Source organism: Gudongella ferriphila (genome assembly GCF_046224405.1).
GTDB lineage: Bacteria > Bacillota > Clostridia > Tissierellales > Tissierellaceae > Gudongella.
The window spans coordinates 37836-55897 of the sequence record NZ_JBJXRK010000003.1; the positions used below are offsets into that span (position 1 = coordinate 37836).

The following is an 18062-nucleotide window of genomic DNA, read 5'->3' on the forward strand; positions in this document are numbered from 1 at the left end:
ATATGGAGATTTTTTTGATACCGGTTCTTTCATACCTGATTGGAAGCTTTTCTTCGGCATATGTTGTTGGAAGGCTCTTTAAAAAAATCGATATCAGAAACCATGGAAGTGGAAATGCCGGTGCAACAAATGCACTTCGAATCATGGGCAAAAAGCTAGGAGTACTAACATTTTTAATGGATTTTGCCAAGGGGATCATTGCAGTGCTGATCGGACTTGGACTTGGAGGCTACAGTGGGGGAATGAGTGCAGCTTTATTTGCTGTGCTGGGACATAACTGGCCAATATTCTTTAAGTTCAAAGGTGGAAAAGGAATAGCTACCACAATTGCTGCCTTGGCCATGCTGCAGTTTCCGATCACTCTAATCAGCGTCATCGCAGGTGTTGTGACTGCAGCAATAAGCAGATATGTTTCACTTGGCTCACTGGTGTTTCTAACAGTTTTGTTTGCACTTACATTTACCGGGATGTCTGACGGAGGTGCCATTACTTCGATTATTACATTTATTTTGATGATACTAGGGTATTACAGACATAAAGGGAATATCAAGAGGTTGATAAAAGGAAATGAAAATAAAATAGGCAGGTGATTTCATTGAAAACCAAAGTAGCAGTCTTAGGTGGAGGCAGTTGGGGAACTGCTCTTTCAGTATTGCTATCAAAAAATGATGTGGATACAGGTATATGGATTAGATCTAAGGAACAATTTGAAATCATGTCCAACAATAGAGAAAATCCTAAGTATTTACCGGATATTAAATTGCCAAAACAACTTGAAATAAGCACAGATATTGATGAAATCTTGAAGGAACGGAGTATAGTCGTGCTTGCAGTTCCTACAAACAGCGTAAGAGAGTTGCTTGTACAATTGGAAGGGAAGATTCAAAAATCACAAGTGATTGTAAATGTTGCAAAGGGTATTGAAAACAAGTCAAAAAAGAGAATTTCAGAGATTGCAAGGGAATATTTTCCTGATAATGATTTTGTTGCTCTATCTGGCCCTTCCCACGCTGAGGAAGTTGCTCTTGATATACCTACTACTGTTGTGTCGGCCTCCACGAACAAAAAAGTGGCTGAATATATCCAGGATGTATTTTCATGCTCCACATTTAGAGTATATACAAACCCGGATGTAATAGGTGTAGAGCTTGGTGGAGCTCTAAAGAATATAATTGCATTGGGAGCGGGAATATCAGATGGTCTTGGATATGGTGACAATACAAAGGCAGCCTTGATGACCAGGGGTATTTACGAAATGTCAAAATTGGGGGTTGCTTTGGGAGCTGATCCCGATACCTTTTCAGGGCTTTCAGGGATTGGAGACCTTATTGTAACCTGCACAAGCATGCATAGTAGAAACAGACGAGCAGGAATCCTAATTGGAAAGGGCCTCTCGATGGAAAAGGCAGTGGAAGAAATCGGCATGGTTGTTGAGGGCATAAAAACCACTAAGTCAACGTATGAACTGGCGGGAGATATAGGGGTGGAAATGCCAATTACAAAGGAGCTCTATAATGTGCTTTACAATGGTGCAGATGTAAGAGAGTCAGTTGGTAAGCTTATGGGAAGATCCATGAAGCACGAAATGGAAATAGTGGCAAAAAATAAAAAAACGAGCTGGTAACCTAAATGGTATACCAGCTCATTATTTTGGTCGGAGTGATAGGATTTGAACCTACGGCCCCTAGTCCCCCAGACTAGTGCGCTACCAAACTGCGCCACACCCCGCCACAAGCTGTATTATATCCGATAAATTTCATTTTGTAAAGTGGTTTAAAATGATTTGGAATTATGGTATACTGATTTTAATTATAGATTGGAGGATTGTGCATGTTTGAGTTTCTAATGGCAGTTTCAGGGATTGCACTTTTTGCTGGAATGCTGGGGTATACTTTGGTTGTCTTTAAAGAAAAATACTATTTGAAAAATAACATAATATTTATAGATAACAGATACATCTCCCAGGATGAAATAGAGGACACCGATATGCAGGAATTCTTTCTGGATGGAACCAAGTTAAAGGCTGGGGACGAGATTAGTATCATGACGAAATCGAAAGAAAAGTTTAAAGGAATTCTAATCGGTGCAATTCATAGTGATCAGTCAATCAAAATGGTAACCTATGCCAATGAAGTTATAAAGCTTAAGATTGAGAGTATAAATCAATTTAGAATAATGAGCAAATATGGCAAATTTTTTAGTTAGGTGTGACTTTAATGAAGGGATATCAAGGTGACATTAAAAGAAAGGCTATTTTGGTATTAGGGTTTGTATTTCTGATACTCCTTGCATTAAATATAATTCCAAGATTATTTGGTGAAAGCAACATTTTTGTGGTCCCAGAGGATTCAGAGTATGAGGTGAGAATTCCAGCTCGCGGAATACTTGTCAGAGATGAAAAAATATATTTTTCCAGCACAGATGGTGATGTTTTTAAGGTAGTTAAGGAAGGGGAGAGAGTGCGGGTTGGTCAAAAAGTCGTAGACATTCTTTTACTTGAGGATACCACAGATCTTAAAGAAGAGTTAAATCAAATTGAAAACATTATTCAATTCTATGACGAGCTTCATGAAGACCTCAAGGGGGAGAACTCCTTAAACGGAGAAGGTGTTGATTTACTTGTTTCAAAGTTGTATCAACAGTTATCAGATGGGGACTACAAAGGAGTAAATGATACTAAGGAATCCATAGCTTTGTACTATGATACTTTGGAAAACTTCTCAGGAGAATTTGAAGGGTTTGACATCACAACAGATGAATTGCGTAATAGGAGAGACCATCTATTATCAAGGATTTCACAGTATAACAAAAGTATATACTCACTTAATTCAGGGTTAGTATCCTATAAGGTTGACGGCTTGGAAGATGAATTGGTTCAAGGTAAGTTAAGTGACCTTGATATAGGTATTTTCAACAAAGTTGAAACCGATAATACCAATGAAAATGGAGCGTTGTTTAAAATTATTGATGATTATCAATGGAATCTACTAGTTAAAATCGCTGATGAAACACCGGTGAACTATCAGGTTGGAGATATTCTTGAGGTTATCATCTCATCATTTGAGAACAACAACATAGTTGAGATTAAAATGCCCGTTGTTGAGATTATTGAAAGCAACGATGAGAAGTTCTATAACCTTAGAGGGACTAATTTTCTGGAAAAGATTTTTGATAAAAGATATGTAAATGTGGAAATAATTGATCTTAAAGAGGACACCTTTAAAATACCTGTCGATGCAATTGTTGAAGTTGATGGAACAACAGGTGTAAAGGTAAAGGAATTTTATGGAGTTGTCACTTTTAGACCAGTTGAAATTGTGGCAGTCGATGATAGATATGCTTTTGTATCAAAAGGTGACAATAATGGTTATATTGATATTGGGGAAGAGACCTTCAGAACAATCTCATTGTTCAGCGAAGTGATAGTTAAGCCCGATTCAGTTAATGTGGGAGAAATTTTAAATTGATGGGAGGTCTTTGAAATTAGCATCAAGAATAATCTAAAGGATATAAATAACAGAATCACCCTTGCCCTTGAAAAGGCAGGAAGAAAAGATGATGTAAGTTTGGTTGCGGTAACTAAAACCCTTCCTGTTGAGAGAATAGTTGAAGCTCTTGATTTGGGGATTACGGATATTGGAGAAAACAAAGTACAGGAACTGACAGACAAAATGGCAATTTTAGGTGATAGACCAAGATATCACATGATTGGTCACCTTCAATCAAACAAGGTGAAGTACATAGTAGATAATGTTCACCTAATCCACTCACTTGACAGGATTTCTCTTGCAAATGAAATTGACAAAAGAGGTAAGGCAAGCAACAGGATCCTGGACACTTTAATTCAGGTAAACATATCCCAGGAGGATTCTAAGTTTGGAATGATGGAGGATGAAGTTATCCCTTTCATAGAAAAGGTACTCAAAATGGAAAATATTAACATAAAGGGTCTTATGACAATAGCTCCCTTCACGGAAGATGAGTCTGTTTTGAGAAATACTTTCAGTGGCTTGTATGATCTTAGTGAGAGAGTCAAGGCACAAAAATACAAGGAGCTGAGCATGGACATTCTATCCATGGGCATGACAAATGATTTTGAAATTGCAATTGAAGAGGGATCCAACATGATCAGGGTAGGAACAGGAATCTTTGGGAAAAGAAATTACTAGGAGGGATTGTAATGGGCAATATATTTGACAAATTCAAGTATTTTATAGGTATTGACGATTACGAGGAAGAGGAGTATTTTACTGAGGAACCAGTTGATGAGCTTGATGCTGGAGCTGCTCCTTCCACGAAGAAATTCAACAACAAAGTAGTAAACATTCATACCAACAGTAATATGAAAATAGCGGTTCATGAACCACTTAGCTATGAAGAAGCACCTGCAATTATTGATGATCTTAAATTGAGAAAAGCAATAGTAGTCAACTTTGAGCAGCTTGATACCACTGTAAAAAGACAGATATTTGATTTCATAAACGGCGGCTTGTATGCAGTTGAAGGCAAGATACAAAAGGTTACAAAGGATATATTTATACTCGCCCCTAACAATATAGAGATTGACGGTTTAAAGGACGAATTGAAGAACAGGGGGATTTTCCCTTGGTAAGGAGAAATGAATGTATACGTTGTTAAGATCTGTAAGAATATTATTTGATTTATTGGAAATACTAATTATAGTTAGAATATTTGTCAACATCTTTAGAGTACCTGTGAATAACATGTTCGGCAAAATATTGTATGAGCTTACCGAGCCAATTATGGCTCCTGCAAGAGCACTGCTGGATAAGTTAGGTGTAGGAAGGGGTTTCATAGATTTTTCACCTTGGGTAGCAATAATTATTTTAAGAATTGTCTATACAGTGATTCTGAATCTGGTAGGATAGCTAATGTTTGATAAGGATACCTATCTAAAGCATATCATAGACAATGAAGTTGTTTTCAAGATGCGAAGATTGCTGGACCATATACAATCATCACTTAAGAACCATTCAATCATTGAAACCGATTTCTTTGACCCTTATGAAAGAAGAATCGCTGAATCCATCCTGAACAGATTTCAAGATATTTCATACAAATTTGATGGAGGTTTGGAAGAGTCAGAAAGAAAGTGCATAGTAATCTATCCTGAGTATATTAGTGAACAGGAAATTCCATCTGTGGTAGCTTATCTTAGAGTTGAAGGCATATTGGATAACCTTTCTCACAAGGATTACCTTGGTGCTGTATTGGGACTTGGTATAACTAGGGATAAAATTGGAGATATACTTTTATATGACGATTTCACTCTCATAATTGTAAAGAAGGAAATAAAAGACTACATCATGATGAATTTTGAAAAGGCTGGAAATCAGAATATCAGAATATCAGAAATAAAAGGTGATGAATTACAATATCCAGAACTGAGTTTCATTGAAGTTAGCAAGTTTGTATCATCACTAAGGTTAGATGTCTACCTAAGTGCCGCTTATAATATTTCGAGAAGTGAAAGTAGAGCACTTATAAAATCCGAGAATGTTAAGGTAAACTGGGGCAAAACATCGAAGGCTGACTATACACTTGAAGCTGGAGATGTGATATCAGTAAGAGGCAAGGGAAGAACTGTCCTTCATGAAATAGGGGCAATATCAAAGAAGGGGAGACTCAATCTGAAAATCAGAAAACTAGTATAATGGAGTGATCAAATGATAACACCTTTAGATATACAGAACAAGAACTTCAAGAAAAGTTTCAGGGGATTCAGTCCTAAGGAGGTTAACTCATTCCTCAATGAAATGATTGACGATTATGAGAGAATGTACAAGGAAAACATTGAAAACAAAGATAAAATAAATATGCTCAGAGATCAGATAAGACAATTCCAAACTATGGAGGAAGCTTTAAAGAGCACACTACTGGTGGCTCAGCAGGCTGCTGATGAGGTCACGGTTAATGCCAGGAATAAGGCAGAGATCATAATCGAGAATGCAGAGGACACCGGCAGGAGGATCATAGATCAATCAAGAGAAGATGTCAGGGCAATAAAGGAAGAGTATGACTATCTTCAAAAGGAATTATTTGTTTTTAAAACTAGATATGAATCGTTTCTAAAGTCACAGCTGTTGTCGCTGGAGGAGTACTATGCTAGTGAAAACAAGATAGAACAAGAAAATGGAACACAGGGAAAGACAGAAGTAAAGGATTAGAATGGAGGAGCGACAGCTCCTTTTTGTTCTGTATATTGAAATAAGGTAGGAGGAAAAACATTGGGATTTTTATTGGGAATACTGATTATAGTCGCTGATCAGGCAACTAAGTATTTATCATTTCAGTACCTTATGAACAAGAAACCAATAGTGTTGATTGAAAACCTTTTGGAGCTACATTTCGTGAAGAATTATGGTGCCGCATTTGGAATTCTTCAGAATCAAAGGTTTTTCTTTATCGCAATTACAAGTATTGTTCTTGTAGGGATGTCTGTGTACATGATTAGAAATAGAAATAAATTGACCCAGGTAGCTAATCTTGCGATGGGATTTTTATTGGGGGGAGCCCTTGGGAATTTGATTGATAGGATAAGATTGGGATATGTTGTGGATTTTATAAAGGTAGATCTTAGGATTTACGATTTTCCAGTTTTCAACATCGCAGACATATTCATAGTTCTTGGGACGGGTCTGTTAATTTATGTCATATTGTTTGATAAATATGAAAAAAGCATGGGTGATGTGCAGTGAAGGAAATAGAGATATATGTAGGTGAAGAGGATAATGAAAGGCTTGACTACTATCTTTCTCTTGAACTGGATGAAGTGTCACGTACCAGGATCCAAAAACTCATCAAGGACAAGCTAGTTAAGGTGAACGGAAATATTAAGAAATCAAGTTATCTTGTAAAGGAAGGGGATTCCATAACTGTGGTGTTTCCTGAGCCTAAAACTCTTGAAATCGTACCTGAGGATATCCCTCTTGAAATTGTATATGAAGATAAGGATCTGGCAGTCATAAATAAGCAGCATGGTATGGTTGTCCATCCTGCACCTGGAAATTATTCGGGAACCTTGGTCAATGCTCTTATGTTCCACATGGACAACCTTTCATCGATCAATGGCATTATAAGGCCAGGAATCGTCCACAGACTGGACAAAGATACTTCAGGCTTGCTTGTGATAGCCAAGAACGACAAAACCCATAGGGGCCTATCTGAACAGCTTAAACACCATGGGGTATATAGGGAGTATGTAGCACTGGTACATGGGAACATCAAACGTGACAATGGTACAATAGATGCTCCGATTGGACGGAATCAGAAGGATAGAAAGAAGATGTCCGTAACACATAAAAACAGTAAGGAAGCTATAACGCATTTTTCAGTGACAAAGAGATATGGCAAGTATACATTGGTAACACTGAGACTTGAAACAGGTAGGACACATCAAATAAGAGTTCATCTCTCTTATCTTGGAAATCCAGTTGTTGGTGATCCAGTTTATTCAAGTGGGAAAAATGAGTTTAATGTAATGAGGCAGCTTTTACATGCAAAAAAACTGGGTTTTCTACATCCGTCTTCAAAAAAAGAAGTAGAATTCTCCTGTGAGTTGCCGGAAGATTTCAAAGTGATATTGGCAAGGCTGGATAAGGAGGCACAATTATGATTGTAAAGGCCGTTATTATGGATGAAAGGGCGATAACCAGAGCAATTACCAGAATTTCAAATGAGATAATTGAAAGAAACAAAGGTGTAAAGGATCTTGTGCTGGTTGGGGTAAAGACTCGGGGTGTTCCTTTTGCAAGCAGAATTTCGAAAAAGATTTTTGAAATAGAAGGTGAAAAGGTCCCGGTATACACACTGGATATTAGCCTATACAGGGATGACCTTGCAGAAATCGGTGATCAACCTGTTGTAAATGAGACTTTCCAGGGTGAGATAAACGGCAAGAAAGTAGTGCTTATAGACGATGTCATCTATACTGGAAGGACCGTGAGGGCTGCTCTTGATGCATTGATAGACTTTGGTAGACCCAATAAGGTTCAGTTGGCAGTCCTTGTGGACAGAGGACATAGGGAATTTCCAATTAGACCTGATTATGTAGGTAAAAATGTTCCAACCTCAAGAAGTGAAGTAGTTGGCGTTAAGCTAATGGAAACTGATGACAAGGATGAAGTAGTAATAATGAAAAGATAGATAATTTGCGGGAGCAATTTACCTATCTTTTTTAGCTTGCGAAGTTAATTCAATTTCCTTCAGTATCCATTTTCAGCAGATCTACAATAGCAGGAGATGGACTGGCTACAATTGTTTTTTGGTTTTCATAAACTACAAGTCCAGTTTTACCATCCTTAGGCTTACGTACATATTTTTTCATTGTATAGTCGACCTCAACACTACCAGAATTTCTTCCCTTGCTGTAAAATGCGGCCAGAGTGCCGGCTTCATGCAGGGTTCTATCAGGGACATGCTTACCTTCGGTTTTGATGATTACATGGCTACCAGGAATACCCTTTGTATGCAGCCATATGTCTTCTTTCTTGGCTGTTTTCATGGTTAAAATTTCATTTTGTCTGTTGTTTCTTCCCACAAGTATTTCAAATCCATCTGAAGAAAAGAACCTCAATGGTCCCGTAAGCTTTCCCCTCTTATTTTTATTTTTCATACTTCTTCTTTGAATATAGCCTTCAATTATCAGCTCATCTTTGATTTCACCCAACTCAGTAACATCTGTTGCATTATCTAGACTCACAAGAACATGCTCAATGTAAGATATCTCTGCTTCAGTTTCTGGAATTTGTTCCATAAGTAGTTGATTAGCAGTTTTTAACTTTCCATACTTCTTATAGTAACGTTGGGCATTTTCGGCAGGACTGATCTTAGGGTCAAGAGGAACCTTTAACTCATTCAAATTCTCATCATAAAAATTTTCCAGAACAACATGGTCACTACCTCTTTGGATCCTGTGCAGATTGGATTGAAGAAGATCAGCATATATCTTGAACTTTTCTCTGTCCCTGCTATTCAATAATTCTTCTTTTTGCTTGGAAAGCTTGTTTTGTGCTCTTTCCAGCTTATTACCAAGAATCTTTCTCAAGGACGCAGATTTTTGTCGGACCCTGTCATTTGTGTCCTTTGATTTATATACAAAATCCAGCATTTGGGATACGCTGTCAGTATAAACTTGCTCCAGGCCGGTGTATTGAGTTAACGGAAGAGCATAAAATGCTACCACTTCATGACTATCATCGCCTAATATATAAACTGGCTTAAATTCCTGATTTTTAACATTCGTCATAAAATCATGCATTCCCTTGAAAAGTCTTTCCTTTTCATCATTAAGCAGGCTTAAAACCACTCTATCTGGTTCAAGTTCAGAAATGCTACAAATTTCTCTGCCAGCTAAAGGGCTCAATCCAGTAAAATTCTGATAAAGAAACTTGTAAATCTTCTGACTACCGTTACTTTTTTCAAGCTGATCATAAAAAATATCACGATTGAAATTCAGTGGATCCTTCTTGTTTTCAGATTCGATATATGAATATGAGTATCCCGGAAGGATTTGTCTTACTCTAGAAATTTCTGCTGGAACTCTCTTGATGGAATCGATAATTCTTCTGGATTCCTTATTAATAAGAATTATATTGCTGTGTTTTCCCATAATCTCGACTATTAACTCTCGCTCAGTGGGATTGCCCAACTCATCCTTCCCTGTTATTGTAAATATAACAACCCTATCCAAATGATGCTGGCTAATATCCAGTATTATGCTTCCTGATAAATGTTTCCTCAGAAGCATACAGAACATAGGAGGCGACAGTGGGTTTGATTTTGATGATTCTGTTAGATAGAGTCTGGGATTATTACTACTTGCAGACATCAATAGTCTATAGTTCTTACCTTTGCTGTATACCTGCAAAAGCAATTCATCCTTTTCCTGCTGGTATATTTTATCAACTCTTCCTCCGACTAACTTGCTATTTAATTCTGATACAACCGATCTGGTGACAATACCGTCAAATGACATCATATACCTCCATAAATTTTGTTATGAAATTAGTATATCATAAATCAATCAGTTGAAGAATCCACAAATAAATAGAGATCTAGGAATTAATAATATTAACAATTTGTAACAAAGTATGGATATTTATATTCATAGATGTATAATAGTCTATAACTCATTAATAATTAATTGTTTTATTTAAAAATAAGTTGCTTGGAATATCAAGTCTATAATCATTAAGGGAGGGGTTGCTTTGATAAGAAGTATGACTGGCTATGGCAAGGGAGAAGCTGAGAATCAGCTATATAAGCTGAAAATTGAAATTAAGTCGGTGAATCACAGATATTTGGATATAAATGTTAAACTTCCAAGATACTTGATTTATTTGGAAGAAGGTATCAAAAAACTCATCAAGGAGAAAATCAACAGAGGTAAGGTTGATGTTTTTGTCAGTTTTGACTTCGCTGATGCTTCTTCTGTGGAGGTAAAGGTGGATATTCCTTTGGCAAGAAGCTTTAAACAGGCACTGGAGGAGCTTAAGGTTGAGTTGGAAATTGAAGACAGCATAAGGTTAAACAATATCTTGTCCATTTCCGATGTTATTAAGACTGAAAAAAAGGAGCTTGACGAGGATCTTGTATGGGAAACCATAAAGGAATCGACAGAATCTGCTTTGAACAGAATTCTCCAAATGAGGGAGTATGAGGGAGGGCAGCTTAAACTTGACATCTTAAAAAAGTTGGATAATATCGTGGCAATTAGTGAAAGGATTGAAAAAAGAGCCCCTCTTGTGATAGAGGAGTATAAGGGGAAACTTAATGAGAGAATTCAATCAATTCTTGAGGACAAAACAATTGTGGATCCAGACAGGCTAGCAATGGAAGTAGCTATTTATGCCGATAAATCAAGTATTGATGAAGAATTGACAAGGCTAAAAAGCCATGTACTGCAGCTGAAGGCAATATTGTCTGAAGATGATGCAATTGGAAGAAAGCTTGATTTCTTGATACAGGAATTTAACAGGGAAGTAAATACCATTGGAAGCAAATCCAGTGATACAGAAATAGTTAAGGCAGTAGTTGAGTTAAAATCGGAGATTGAGAAAATAAGAGAGCAGGTACAGAATATCGAGTAGGAGGCATTAAAATGTTGGTATATTTCATTAATGTTGGCTTTGGTAATGTTGTTGCTTCCAATAAAGTTGTATCTGTGGTCAGTCCGGAATCTGCGCCTATAAAGAGACTGGTACAGGAGTCTAAGGAGCAGGGAACCTTGATTGATGCAACATATGGAAGAAGGACCAGAGCGGTGATTGTAATGGACAGTGGACATATTGTATTGTCCCCTTTGCAACCGGAGACTATTGCACATAGACTCCATACCAAAGAGGATGGGCATGAATAATTAAGAAAGATGGTGGGATATTATGGCAAAAGGTTTTTTATTAGTTCTATCAGGACCTTCAGGTAGTGGAAAAGGTACTGTAAGTCAAGCTCTTATGAAAAAGAGGGATGATATTGTATACTCAGTTTCTGCTACCACAAGAAAGCCTAGGGCAACTGAAGTGGATGGGGAGAACTATTTCTTCTACGATAAGGATGTATTTATGGATATGGTCCAAAACGGGGAATTTTTGGAGCATGCTTTTGTTCATACAAATTATTATGGCACACCAAAAAAGTTTGTTTTCGATCAGATAGATAAAGGTGAGATAGTATTGCTGGAAATTGATGTGCAGGGAGCGCTGCAAATCAAAAAGAACTATAAGGAAGCAGTATTTATTTTTCTACTTCCACCAACCATGGATGAGTTGAGAAATAGAATAGTAAAAAGAGGAACGGAATCTGATGAGGATATTGATACCAGATTCTCAAATGCCTTCAAGGAGCTGGATTTTGTAGGGGAGTATGACTTTTTTGTTGTAAATGATAAGGTTGATGCTGCTGTTGCAGATATTGAGGCAATTATTCATTCTGAAAAACTAAGGGTTAAGAGACATAGTGGAATCAAAGAGCAGGTAACAAGAAAGGGAGGTAATGGTAATGAACGATAAAATAAAGGAAAACTGTCTACCAAGTGAAAGCAGATATACTCTTGTGATGGTTGCTGCAAGAAGAGCAAGACAATTAGTGGAAGGCTCCACACCAAGAGTAGATACCAAGGCAAACAAACCTGTAACGATTGCTCTGGATGAGATAGCGGAAGGAAAGGTGGAATTCGAAAATCCTTCAGCTGGAAGTTTCAAGTAGGTGAGAACATGTTAAAGGATAAGCACATACTATTGGGTGTAACTGGCGGAATTGCTGCATATAAATCTGCTGATCTTGTGAGCAGACTAATTAAGGCTGGCGCAAAGGTGGATGTTGTTATGACTAAGGCTGCTACCGAATTTGTCAGTCCATTGACCTTTCAGACGATGTCGCAAAGCAGGGTTCATTTTGACATGTTTGGCCTGGAAAGCAACATGGAGGTTGAACATATTGCCCTTGCACAGAGACCGGATGTAATCCTCATCGCTCCTGCCACTGCAAACACAATTGGCAAAATTGCAAATGGTATAGCTGACAACATGCTCACCACTGTAACAATGGCTTCAACTGCCAGAATTATTTTTGCTCCGGCCATGAATACTAACATGTATCTAAACCCAATTACCCAAGAGAATATCAGGAAATTGAAAGATCTTGGGCATCTTTTCATGAATACAGGCGAAGGAAGGCTTGCTTGTGGAGATGTGGGGGCGGGGAAGATGGCTGAACCCGTTGAAATTGTTGAGTACCTGGAGGGTTATTTTACAGAAAAAGACCTGGTAGGCAAAAAGATAGTTGTTACTGCAGGCCCCACTATTGAGGCTATCGATCCTGTTAGGTATATAACAAACCACTCCAGTGGTAAAATGGGTTATGCCATAGCAAGAAATGCTTCAATGAGAGGCGCTGAAGTAGTACTAATATCTGGACCGGTTAATCTAGACCCACCGGCAGGTGTTAAGGTAGTTCATATAGAATCGACTAATGACATGATGGATGCTGTGAAGGAGTACTTTGACAGCTGTGATGCGTTGATTAAAGCTGCTGCACCCTCTGATTTTAGACCATTGAATTTCAGTGACAAGAAAATAAAAAAGAGAGATAATGATTCTGATACCATGTCGGTGGAGCTAACAAGAAATCCTGATATAGCTGGATATTTCGGTAAGATCAAGGAAAACAGGATAATGGTAGGATTTGCAGCGGAAACCAACGATATAGAAGAGTATGCTTTGTTTAAAATGAAGGAAAAGAATTTTGATTTCATAGTAGCAAATGATGTAACACAAGAAGGGGCTGGATTTAAAGGAGATACTAACATTGTAAGTATAATTGACAAATCCGGTATTCGGGAGGATTTGCCAATGATGACCAAGAATGATTTGTCCTCTTTGATACTGGACAAGGTGAAATCAATGTTTTTATATGTTTAATGCAAATTGAGGTGTTGTGTCAGAAGGGAGTTATTATATGAGTTTTGCAGAAATTATTATCGATCATAAATCCACCAGTGTGGATAGACGGTTTACCTATCATATACCAGATCAACTCCTTGATGATGCTAAGGTTGGAGTGAGGGTGGTTGTACCATTTGGTAGATACAACAAACCAACCATGGGAATAATTGTTGAAAAGACTGAAAACCTCAAGGCACAATTCAAGACCAAGGATATACTAAGAATACTTGATGATAAACCATTGATATCGGAAAAAAAACTTGAGTTGGCAAAATGGATTAAAGAGGAATACCTTTGTACTGGGTTTGAATCAATGCAGCCCATATTGCCACCAGGAGATTTCAGGGACATTTATACAATCGTAGAAGCTAGGGAGGATTTTATAGGATTTGACATTTTGTCTGAAAATGGAAAGAGAATTCTGTACCACCTTTTAGAGGTAGGGAAAATGGAGTATTCCCAACTTAGAAATCTATACAATGACAGCGGATTTAACAAGGAAATATCTCTTCTTGAAAAAAGTGGAGCTGTAAGGCTGAATCTGCAAGTCAGGATGAAGACCACAACCAGAGTTGAAAAACATATTGTTCCAAATTCCGATATATCGTATCTGAAGGGTATGGAGATTGTTGGAAAAGGTGCAAAAAAACAGCTTAAGATTTGGGAGTTTATTAACAAAACCAAGGAAACTCAAGTGAAAAAACTACTATTGGAATTTAACACGAGCCTCTCAGTACTAAAAGCCATGGAAAAGAAAAATCTGGTCAGGCTAGAAGATAGAGTAGTTTACGAAAGACCTATACCAAACGAAATTCCAAGCTATAAAAGAATTGAACTCAATTCAGAACAGAGGGTTGTTTTTGATGGTATAGTAAATTCACAAAATAATCTATCGCTTATTCATGGAATAACCGGTAGTGGCAAGACAGAAATTTATCTTCAGTTGGTGGAGGAGATGCTCCAAAGAGGTAAGAATTCAATAATACTAGTACCTGAAATATCCCTTACTCCACAAACTACAGACAGATTTGTTGGGAGATTTGGCAACCAGGTGGCTATACTGCACAGTAAGCTTACACAGCATGAAAGGTTTGATCAATGGAGAAGGATCAAATCAGGTGAATATAATATCGTTATTGGTGCGAGATCTGCTTTGTTCGCACCTTTCAACAATCTTGGACTTATAGTCATAGATGAAGAACATGAGAACACTTACAAATCCTCCAACAACCCAAAATACAGCACTGTAGAGGTTGCCAAAAAAATCGTTGAGCTGGAAGGTGCCAGGCTTGTTCTGGGTACAGCTACACCTTCTGTTGAGACATATTACAAGGCAAAATATGGTGAATTTCAATTATATGAGCTAAGGAATAGAGCCACAAGAAACTCCTTGCCTTCAATTAGGATCGTCGATATGAGAAATGAACTTCAAGAGGGTAATCGATCAATATTCAGCAGAGATCTTTATAATGAGATGGAAAAAACCCTTAAAGATAGAAATCAATTGATACTGTTTTTAAATAGAAGAGGGTACACAGGATTCATAACCTGTAGAAGTTGCGGCTATGTTGCCAAATGCAATAATTGCGACATCAGTCTTACCTACCACAGATCCACCAATAGGCTTAGGTGTCATTATTGTGGTGAAACACACGCGGTTCCAACTTCATGCCCATCATGTGGAAGCAGTTATTTCAAAAGCTTTGGAATCGGAACTGAAAGAGTTGAAGAGGAAACTAGGAAGCTTTTTCCAAATGCAAGGGTCTCTAGAATGGACAGTGATAATATTAAGACCAGAGATGATTATGAGATAGCATTGGAATCAATGAAGAAAAAAGAAATAGATATTTTGATTGGAACTCAAATGATTTCAAAGGGGCTTGATTTTCCTTCTGTAACCTTGGTTGGAATAATTGCTGCTGATACCACTCTTAACTTACCTGATTTCAGAGCTCCTGAGAGAACTTTTCAACTTATTACCCAGGTAGCGGGAAGGGCTGGGAGAGGAGAGGTTGAAGGGAATGTGATTCTGCAAACTTACAACCCTGAGCATTACAGCATAACAGCGGCTATGGATAATAATTACAAGGAGTTCTTTCGAAGTGAACTGGACCTCAGACGGGAGTTTGGTTATCCTCCGTATAAAGAGATAGCTACAGTTACCCTGTTTGGCAGGAATAATCAGAAAGTTATGGACTCCATTGAAAAATCATCATCTGCACTAATTGATTTGGTGAGGGAATCAGGTTTGATGGATATTGAAGTTCTTGGTCCAAATCCTGCACCTTTAGAGAAGATCAATAACAATTACAGATGGCAGATTTTATTAAAATTTGGTTACAATCATAGTAAAGATATAAGGGATATAATACGTAGGGTATATACTATAGATAAGGGTAATTTAATTGAAGATGAAGTAAAAACAAGCATAGACATCAACCCGAACAGCATATTATAAAGTGAATTAGAAGGAGGACTGAAATGGCATTGCGGAAAGTTAGGTTGGACGGGGATCCAATATTAAGAAAAAGATCCAGGGATGTATCTGAAGTAGATGATAGGATATTACAGCTTCTGGATGATATGGTTGAAACCATGAGACATGAGAATGGTATCGGTCTCGCAGCTCCCCAGGTAGGTATTTTAAAGAGAGTAATAACAATAGATGTTGGAGAGGAGCCAATTAAGGCAATAAATCCAGTGATAGAAGAAGAAGAAGGTTCAGTAGAGGGTCTGGAAGGTTGTTTGTCTGTCCCAGACTTGGCAGGGACAGTGGCTAGACCTGAAAGTATAACTGTTACATTTATGAATGAAAAGGGAGAGCAGATAAAAATGAAGCCGTCTGGCTATCTGGCCAGAGTTTTCTGCCATGAAATAGATCATTTGGACGGTATTTTGTATACTGACAAAGCAAAAGAGGTTCATGAAAATATTGCTGAGGATGATGAAATATAATGAAGATAATCTATATGGGGACTCCAGAGTTTGCAGTTAAGGCATTGGAAAGTATACATTCAGAAGGTCATGAAGTTCTTCTTGTCATAACGCAGATTGACAAGAAAAGAGGAAGAGGGAAAAAATTACAGCCCACACCTGTTAAGGAAAAGGCGATTGAACTTGGACTTGAAGTATACCAGCCAGATGACATCAATTCAGACGAGTCATATGACCGAATATCTGCACTTGAACCGGATTTTATTGTTGTAGCAGCGTACGGTCAGATTCTAAAGAAGAGAATCCTTGAAATACCAAAATATAATTGTCTAAATATACACGCTTCACTACTTCCAAAGTACAGAGGTGCGGCTCCAATAAACTGGGCAATAGCAAACGGGGAAGATACAACTGGCATAACTATTATGAATATGGAAGAAGGACTAGATACTGGTGCAATGGTCCTACAAGCTGAAATTCCCATTAATTGGGAAGATGACTCAGAGATTATTCACGATAAGCTATCTCTTTTGGGTGCCAAGCTGATAATCGATGCAATAGAGCTTATAGTGTCTGGAAAAGCTGAATTCATTCCTCAGAAGCATGAAAAATCAAGTTACGCACCGATTATGTATAAAGGTGTCGGAAATATTGATTGGACCAAGACCGCGAATGAGATCTACAAGAAAATTATGGGTCTAAAGCCTTGGCCTTCTGCTTTTACGGAATACAAAGGTCAAAAGATAAAAATCCACAAAGTTGAAGTTGAAATAAAGAAGCATGAACATTCACCAGGGACAATAACAGAGGTTGATCCAAATGGAATAAGGGTGGCAGTATCAGATGGTTTTGTAATAATAAAAGAGCTCCAATTCCCAGGTAAAAGATCCATGTCCGTTAAGGAACTGTTGTTGGGGAATGATATTGAAGAGGGTTATATATTTTAGAGAAGAGGGATACTAATGTATACAGGTATTTATGGAAGTTCATGGATGATTTTTGTTTTGCCAGCGATCTTATTTGCTGGTTATGCACAAATGAAGGTTAAAACCACTTTTTCACAGTATCTTAAAGTTCCCAGTGAATCGGGGATGACTGGCGCTCAGATTGCCAGACATATCCTGGATAGGAATGACCTGGGAGATATTCCAATTGAGGCAGTTAGGGGAAACCTTACAGATCACTATGATCCAGGAAAGAGAGTAATAAGGTTGTCACAGAATGTTTATTCAGGCAGCAGCATAGCATCTGTAAGTGTGGCCGCCCATGAGGTAGGTCATGCAATACAGCATGCTGAGGGCTACTTTCCATTGATTCTCAGAAACAATATAGCACCGATAGCAAGCTTTGGATCAAGATTGGTTTGGGTATTCATAATATTGGGCTTTATCATAAGCCCATTCTTCATCGATGTTGGAATAGCATTGTTTCTTGCCGCAGTATTGTTTCAGATTGTTACACTTCCTGTGGAGTTCAATGCAAGTAAGAGGGCGATGAGGAGTTTAGAGGAAGGGTTGATTCCTGCTCAGAGTATAAAGCCTGCGAAGAAGGTCTTGAATGCAGCTGCATTGACATATGTTGCGGCTACCATAGTTGCTTTAGCAGAGCTTTTGAGATTGCTGGCTATAAGCGGAAGAAGGAGATAAGGGGGGAATTATCCCCCTT

22 protein-coding genes and 1 tRNA gene are annotated in these 18062 nt (G+C 37.9%); 21 read left to right on the forward strand and 2 right to left on the reverse strand.

The genetic code is table 11. The features are described 5' to 3' along the window. The first annotated feature begins 2 nt into the window (after positions 1-2). Both plsY and ACKVDP_RS03455 read left to right on the forward strand, forming a co-directional pair. Positions 3-590 carry a glycerol-3-phosphate 1-O-acyltransferase PlsY gene (gene plsY / locus ACKVDP_RS03450; RefSeq protein WP_409227408.1) on the forward strand — a complete coding sequence of 196 codons (588 nt, stop codon included), beginning with the start codon at positions 3-5 and terminating at the stop codon, positions 588-590. 5 nt (positions 591-595) lie between these two features. Further along, positions 596-1624, forward strand: coding sequence for an NAD(P)H-dependent glycerol-3-phosphate dehydrogenase (locus tag ACKVDP_RS03455; RefSeq protein WP_409227409.1), 1029 nt, complete (start codon positions 596-598; stop codon positions 1622-1624). Between the two features lie 27 nt (positions 1625-1651). Here ACKVDP_RS03455 and ACKVDP_RS03460 read toward each other — a convergent pair. After that, positions 1652-1728, reverse strand: a tRNA-Pro gene (locus tag ACKVDP_RS03460). A 102-nt stretch (positions 1729-1830) separates the two neighbouring features. Between ACKVDP_RS03460 and ACKVDP_RS03465 the strand changes: the two genes are divergently transcribed. From ACKVDP_RS03465 to pyrR, 10 genes are read left to right on the forward strand one after another with little or no spacing between them, the layout of a single operon-like run. Further along, complete coding sequence (locus tag ACKVDP_RS03465; protein WP_409227410.1) at positions 1831-2205, forward strand: hypothetical protein; 375 nt, start codon at positions 1831-1833, stop codon at positions 2203-2205. An 11-nt stretch (positions 2206-2216) separates the two neighbouring features. Next, the gene (locus ACKVDP_RS03470) at positions 2217-3467 is read left to right on the forward strand and encodes an HlyD family efflux transporter periplasmic adaptor subunit (RefSeq protein WP_409227411.1); all 1251 of its coding nucleotides are present in this window, start codon (positions 2217-2219) and stop codon (positions 3465-3467) included. Between the two features lie 21 nt (positions 3468-3488). Next, positions 3489-4169 carry a YggS family pyridoxal phosphate-dependent enzyme gene (locus ACKVDP_RS03475; protein WP_409227558.1) on the forward strand — a complete coding sequence of 227 codons (681 nt, stop codon included), beginning with the start codon at positions 3489-3491 and terminating at the stop codon, positions 4167-4169. 11 nt (positions 4170-4180) lie between these two features. Continuing rightward, positions 4181-4612, forward strand: a complete 432-nt coding sequence (locus ACKVDP_RS03480) for a cell division protein SepF (RefSeq protein WP_409227412.1) — start codon at positions 4181-4183, stop codon at positions 4610-4612. A gap of 10 nt (positions 4613-4622) precedes the next feature. After that, positions 4623-4889: a YggT family protein gene (locus ACKVDP_RS03485; RefSeq protein ID WP_409227413.1), complete on the forward strand. Its 267-nt coding sequence runs from the start codon at positions 4623-4625 to the stop codon at positions 4887-4889. A 3-nt stretch (positions 4890-4892) separates the two neighbouring features. After that, positions 4893-5675 (forward strand): YlmH family RNA-binding protein, encoded by a 783-nt coding sequence (locus ACKVDP_RS03490; RefSeq protein ID WP_409227414.1) that lies wholly within the window; start codon positions 4893-4895, stop codon positions 5673-5675. Positions 5676-5687: 12 nt separating this feature from the next. Then, complete coding sequence (locus ACKVDP_RS03495; RefSeq protein WP_409227415.1) at positions 5688-6188, forward strand: DivIVA domain-containing protein; 501 nt, start codon at positions 5688-5690, stop codon at positions 6186-6188. Positions 6189-6248: 60 nt separating this feature from the next. After that, the gene (gene lspA / locus ACKVDP_RS03500; protein WP_409227416.1) at positions 6249-6719 is read left to right on the forward strand and encodes a signal peptidase II; all 471 of its coding nucleotides are present in this window, start codon (positions 6249-6251) and stop codon (positions 6717-6719) included. Continuing rightward, positions 6716-7636, forward strand: coding sequence for an RluA family pseudouridine synthase (locus ACKVDP_RS03505; RefSeq protein WP_409227417.1), 921 nt, complete (start codon positions 6716-6718; stop codon positions 7634-7636). The genes lspA and ACKVDP_RS03505 overlap by 4 nt, the downstream gene beginning before the upstream one ends. After that, a complete protein-coding gene (gene pyrR / locus ACKVDP_RS03510; protein ID WP_409227418.1) occupies positions 7633-8166 on the forward strand; it encodes a bifunctional pyr operon transcriptional regulator/uracil phosphoribosyltransferase PyrR in 534 nt (177 codons plus the stop codon). The genes ACKVDP_RS03505 and pyrR overlap by 4 nt, the downstream gene beginning before the upstream one ends. Positions 8167-8215: 49 nt before the next feature. Here the strand turns inward: pyrR and ACKVDP_RS03515 are convergent, their stop codons facing one another. Further along, positions 8216-9997, reverse strand: coding sequence for an Rqc2 family fibronectin-binding protein (locus ACKVDP_RS03515; protein WP_409227419.1), 1782 nt, complete (start codon positions 9995-9997; stop codon positions 8216-8218). A gap of 232 nt (positions 9998-10229) precedes the next feature. Here ACKVDP_RS03515 and ACKVDP_RS03520 point away from each other — a divergent pair, with 232 nt between their 5' ends. Genes ACKVDP_RS03520 through ACKVDP_RS03560 form a run of 9 tightly spaced genes read left to right on the forward strand, consistent with a single transcriptional unit; the run spans position 10230 to position 18043 of the window. Then, entirely contained in the window at positions 10230-11111 is an 882-nt protein-coding gene (locus tag ACKVDP_RS03520; RefSeq protein ID WP_409227420.1) for a YicC/YloC family endoribonuclease, read from the forward strand. A gap of 11 nt (positions 11112-11122) precedes the next feature. Beyond that, complete coding sequence (gene remA, locus ACKVDP_RS03525; protein ID WP_409227421.1) at positions 11123-11380, forward strand: extracellular matrix/biofilm regulator RemA; 258 nt, start codon at positions 11123-11125, stop codon at positions 11378-11380. 22 nt (positions 11381-11402) lie between these two features. Next, on the forward strand, positions 11403-12029 hold the full coding sequence (gene gmk, locus ACKVDP_RS03530; protein ID WP_409227422.1) for a guanylate kinase: 627 nt from the start codon (positions 11403-11405) through the stop codon (positions 12027-12029). Next, a complete protein-coding gene (gene rpoZ, locus ACKVDP_RS03535; RefSeq protein WP_409227423.1) occupies positions 12019-12225 on the forward strand; it encodes a DNA-directed RNA polymerase subunit omega in 207 nt (68 codons plus the stop codon). The genes gmk and rpoZ overlap by 11 nt, the downstream gene beginning before the upstream one ends. Before the next feature lie 8 nt (positions 12226-12233). Beyond that, positions 12234-13439 (forward strand): bifunctional phosphopantothenoylcysteine decarboxylase/phosphopantothenate--cysteine ligase CoaBC, encoded by a 1206-nt coding sequence (gene coaBC, locus ACKVDP_RS03540; RefSeq protein WP_409227424.1) that lies wholly within the window; start codon positions 12234-12236, stop codon positions 13437-13439. A 37-nt stretch (positions 13440-13476) separates the two neighbouring features. Beyond that, positions 13477-15921 carry a primosomal protein N' gene (gene priA, locus ACKVDP_RS03545; RefSeq protein ID WP_409227425.1) on the forward strand — a complete coding sequence of 815 codons (2445 nt, stop codon included), beginning with the start codon at positions 13477-13479 and terminating at the stop codon, positions 15919-15921. 23 nt (positions 15922-15944) lie between these two features. Beyond that, a complete protein-coding gene (def, locus tag ACKVDP_RS03550; protein WP_409227426.1) occupies positions 15945-16418 on the forward strand; it encodes a peptide deformylase in 474 nt (157 codons plus the stop codon). Continuing rightward, positions 16418-17344: a methionyl-tRNA formyltransferase gene (fmt, locus tag ACKVDP_RS03555; RefSeq protein ID WP_409227427.1), complete on the forward strand. Its 927-nt coding sequence runs from the start codon at positions 16418-16420 to the stop codon at positions 17342-17344. Before def ends, fmt begins: the two co-directional genes overlap by 1 nt. Before the next feature lie 15 nt (positions 17345-17359). After that, complete coding sequence (locus ACKVDP_RS03560) at positions 17360-18043, forward strand: zinc metallopeptidase (RefSeq protein WP_409227428.1); 684 nt, start codon at positions 17360-17362, stop codon at positions 18041-18043. Positions 18044-18062 lie beyond the last annotated feature (19 nt).

Bases quoted from the DNA above. Each gene is read 5' to 3' on its own strand.
- ACKVDP_RS03465 (WP_409227410.1), top strand. From the start codon at position 1,831: ATGTTTGAGTTTCTAATGGCAGTTTCAGGGATTGCACTTTTTGCTGGA.
- coaBC (WP_409227424.1), top strand. From the start codon at position 12,234: ATGTTAAAGGATAAGCACATACTATTGGGTGTAACTGGCGGAATTGCT.
- ACKVDP_RS03515 (WP_409227419.1), bottom strand. From the start codon at position 9,997: ATGTCATTTGACGGTATTGTCACCAGATCGGTTGTATCAGAATTAAAT.
- ACKVDP_RS03490 (WP_409227414.1), top strand. From the start codon at position 4,893: ATGTTTGATAAGGATACCTATCTAAAGCATATCATAGACAATGAAGTT.
- def (WP_409227426.1), top strand. From the start codon at position 15,945: ATGGCATTGCGGAAAGTTAGGTTGGACGGGGATCCAATATTAAGAAAA.
- ACKVDP_RS03495 (WP_409227415.1), top strand. From the start codon at position 5,688: ATGATAACACCTTTAGATATACAGAACAAGAACTTCAAGAAAAGTTTC.
- gmk (WP_409227422.1), top strand. From the start codon at position 11,403: ATGGCAAAAGGTTTTTTATTAGTTCTATCAGGACCTTCAGGTAGTGGA.
- rpoZ (WP_409227423.1), top strand. From the start codon at position 12,019: ATGAACGATAAAATAAAGGAAAACTGTCTACCAAGTGAAAGCAGATAT.
- fmt (WP_409227427.1), top strand. From the start codon at position 16,418: ATGAAGATAATCTATATGGGGACTCCAGAGTTTGCAGTTAAGGCATTG.
- ACKVDP_RS03485 (WP_409227413.1), top strand. From the start codon at position 4,623: ATGTATACGTTGTTAAGATCTGTAAGAATATTATTTGATTTATTGGAA.
- priA (WP_409227425.1), top strand. From the start codon at position 13,477: ATGAGTTTTGCAGAAATTATTATCGATCATAAATCCACCAGTGTGGAT.
- plsY (WP_409227408.1), top strand. From the start codon at position 3: ATGGAGATTTTTTTGATACCGGTTCTTTCATACCTGATTGGAAGCTTT.
- remA (WP_409227421.1), top strand. From the start codon at position 11,123: ATGTTGGTATATTTCATTAATGTTGGCTTTGGTAATGTTGTTGCTTCC.
- ACKVDP_RS03560 (WP_409227428.1), top strand. From the start codon at position 17,360: ATGTATACAGGTATTTATGGAAGTTCATGGATGATTTTTGTTTTGCCA.
- ACKVDP_RS03470 (WP_409227411.1), top strand. From the start codon at position 2,217: ATGAAGGGATATCAAGGTGACATTAAAAGAAAGGCTATTTTGGTATTA.
- ACKVDP_RS03480 (WP_409227412.1), top strand. From the start codon at position 4,181: ATGGGCAATATATTTGACAAATTCAAGTATTTTATAGGTATTGACGAT.
- pyrR (WP_409227418.1), top strand. From the start codon at position 7,633: ATGATTGTAAAGGCCGTTATTATGGATGAAAGGGCGATAACCAGAGCA.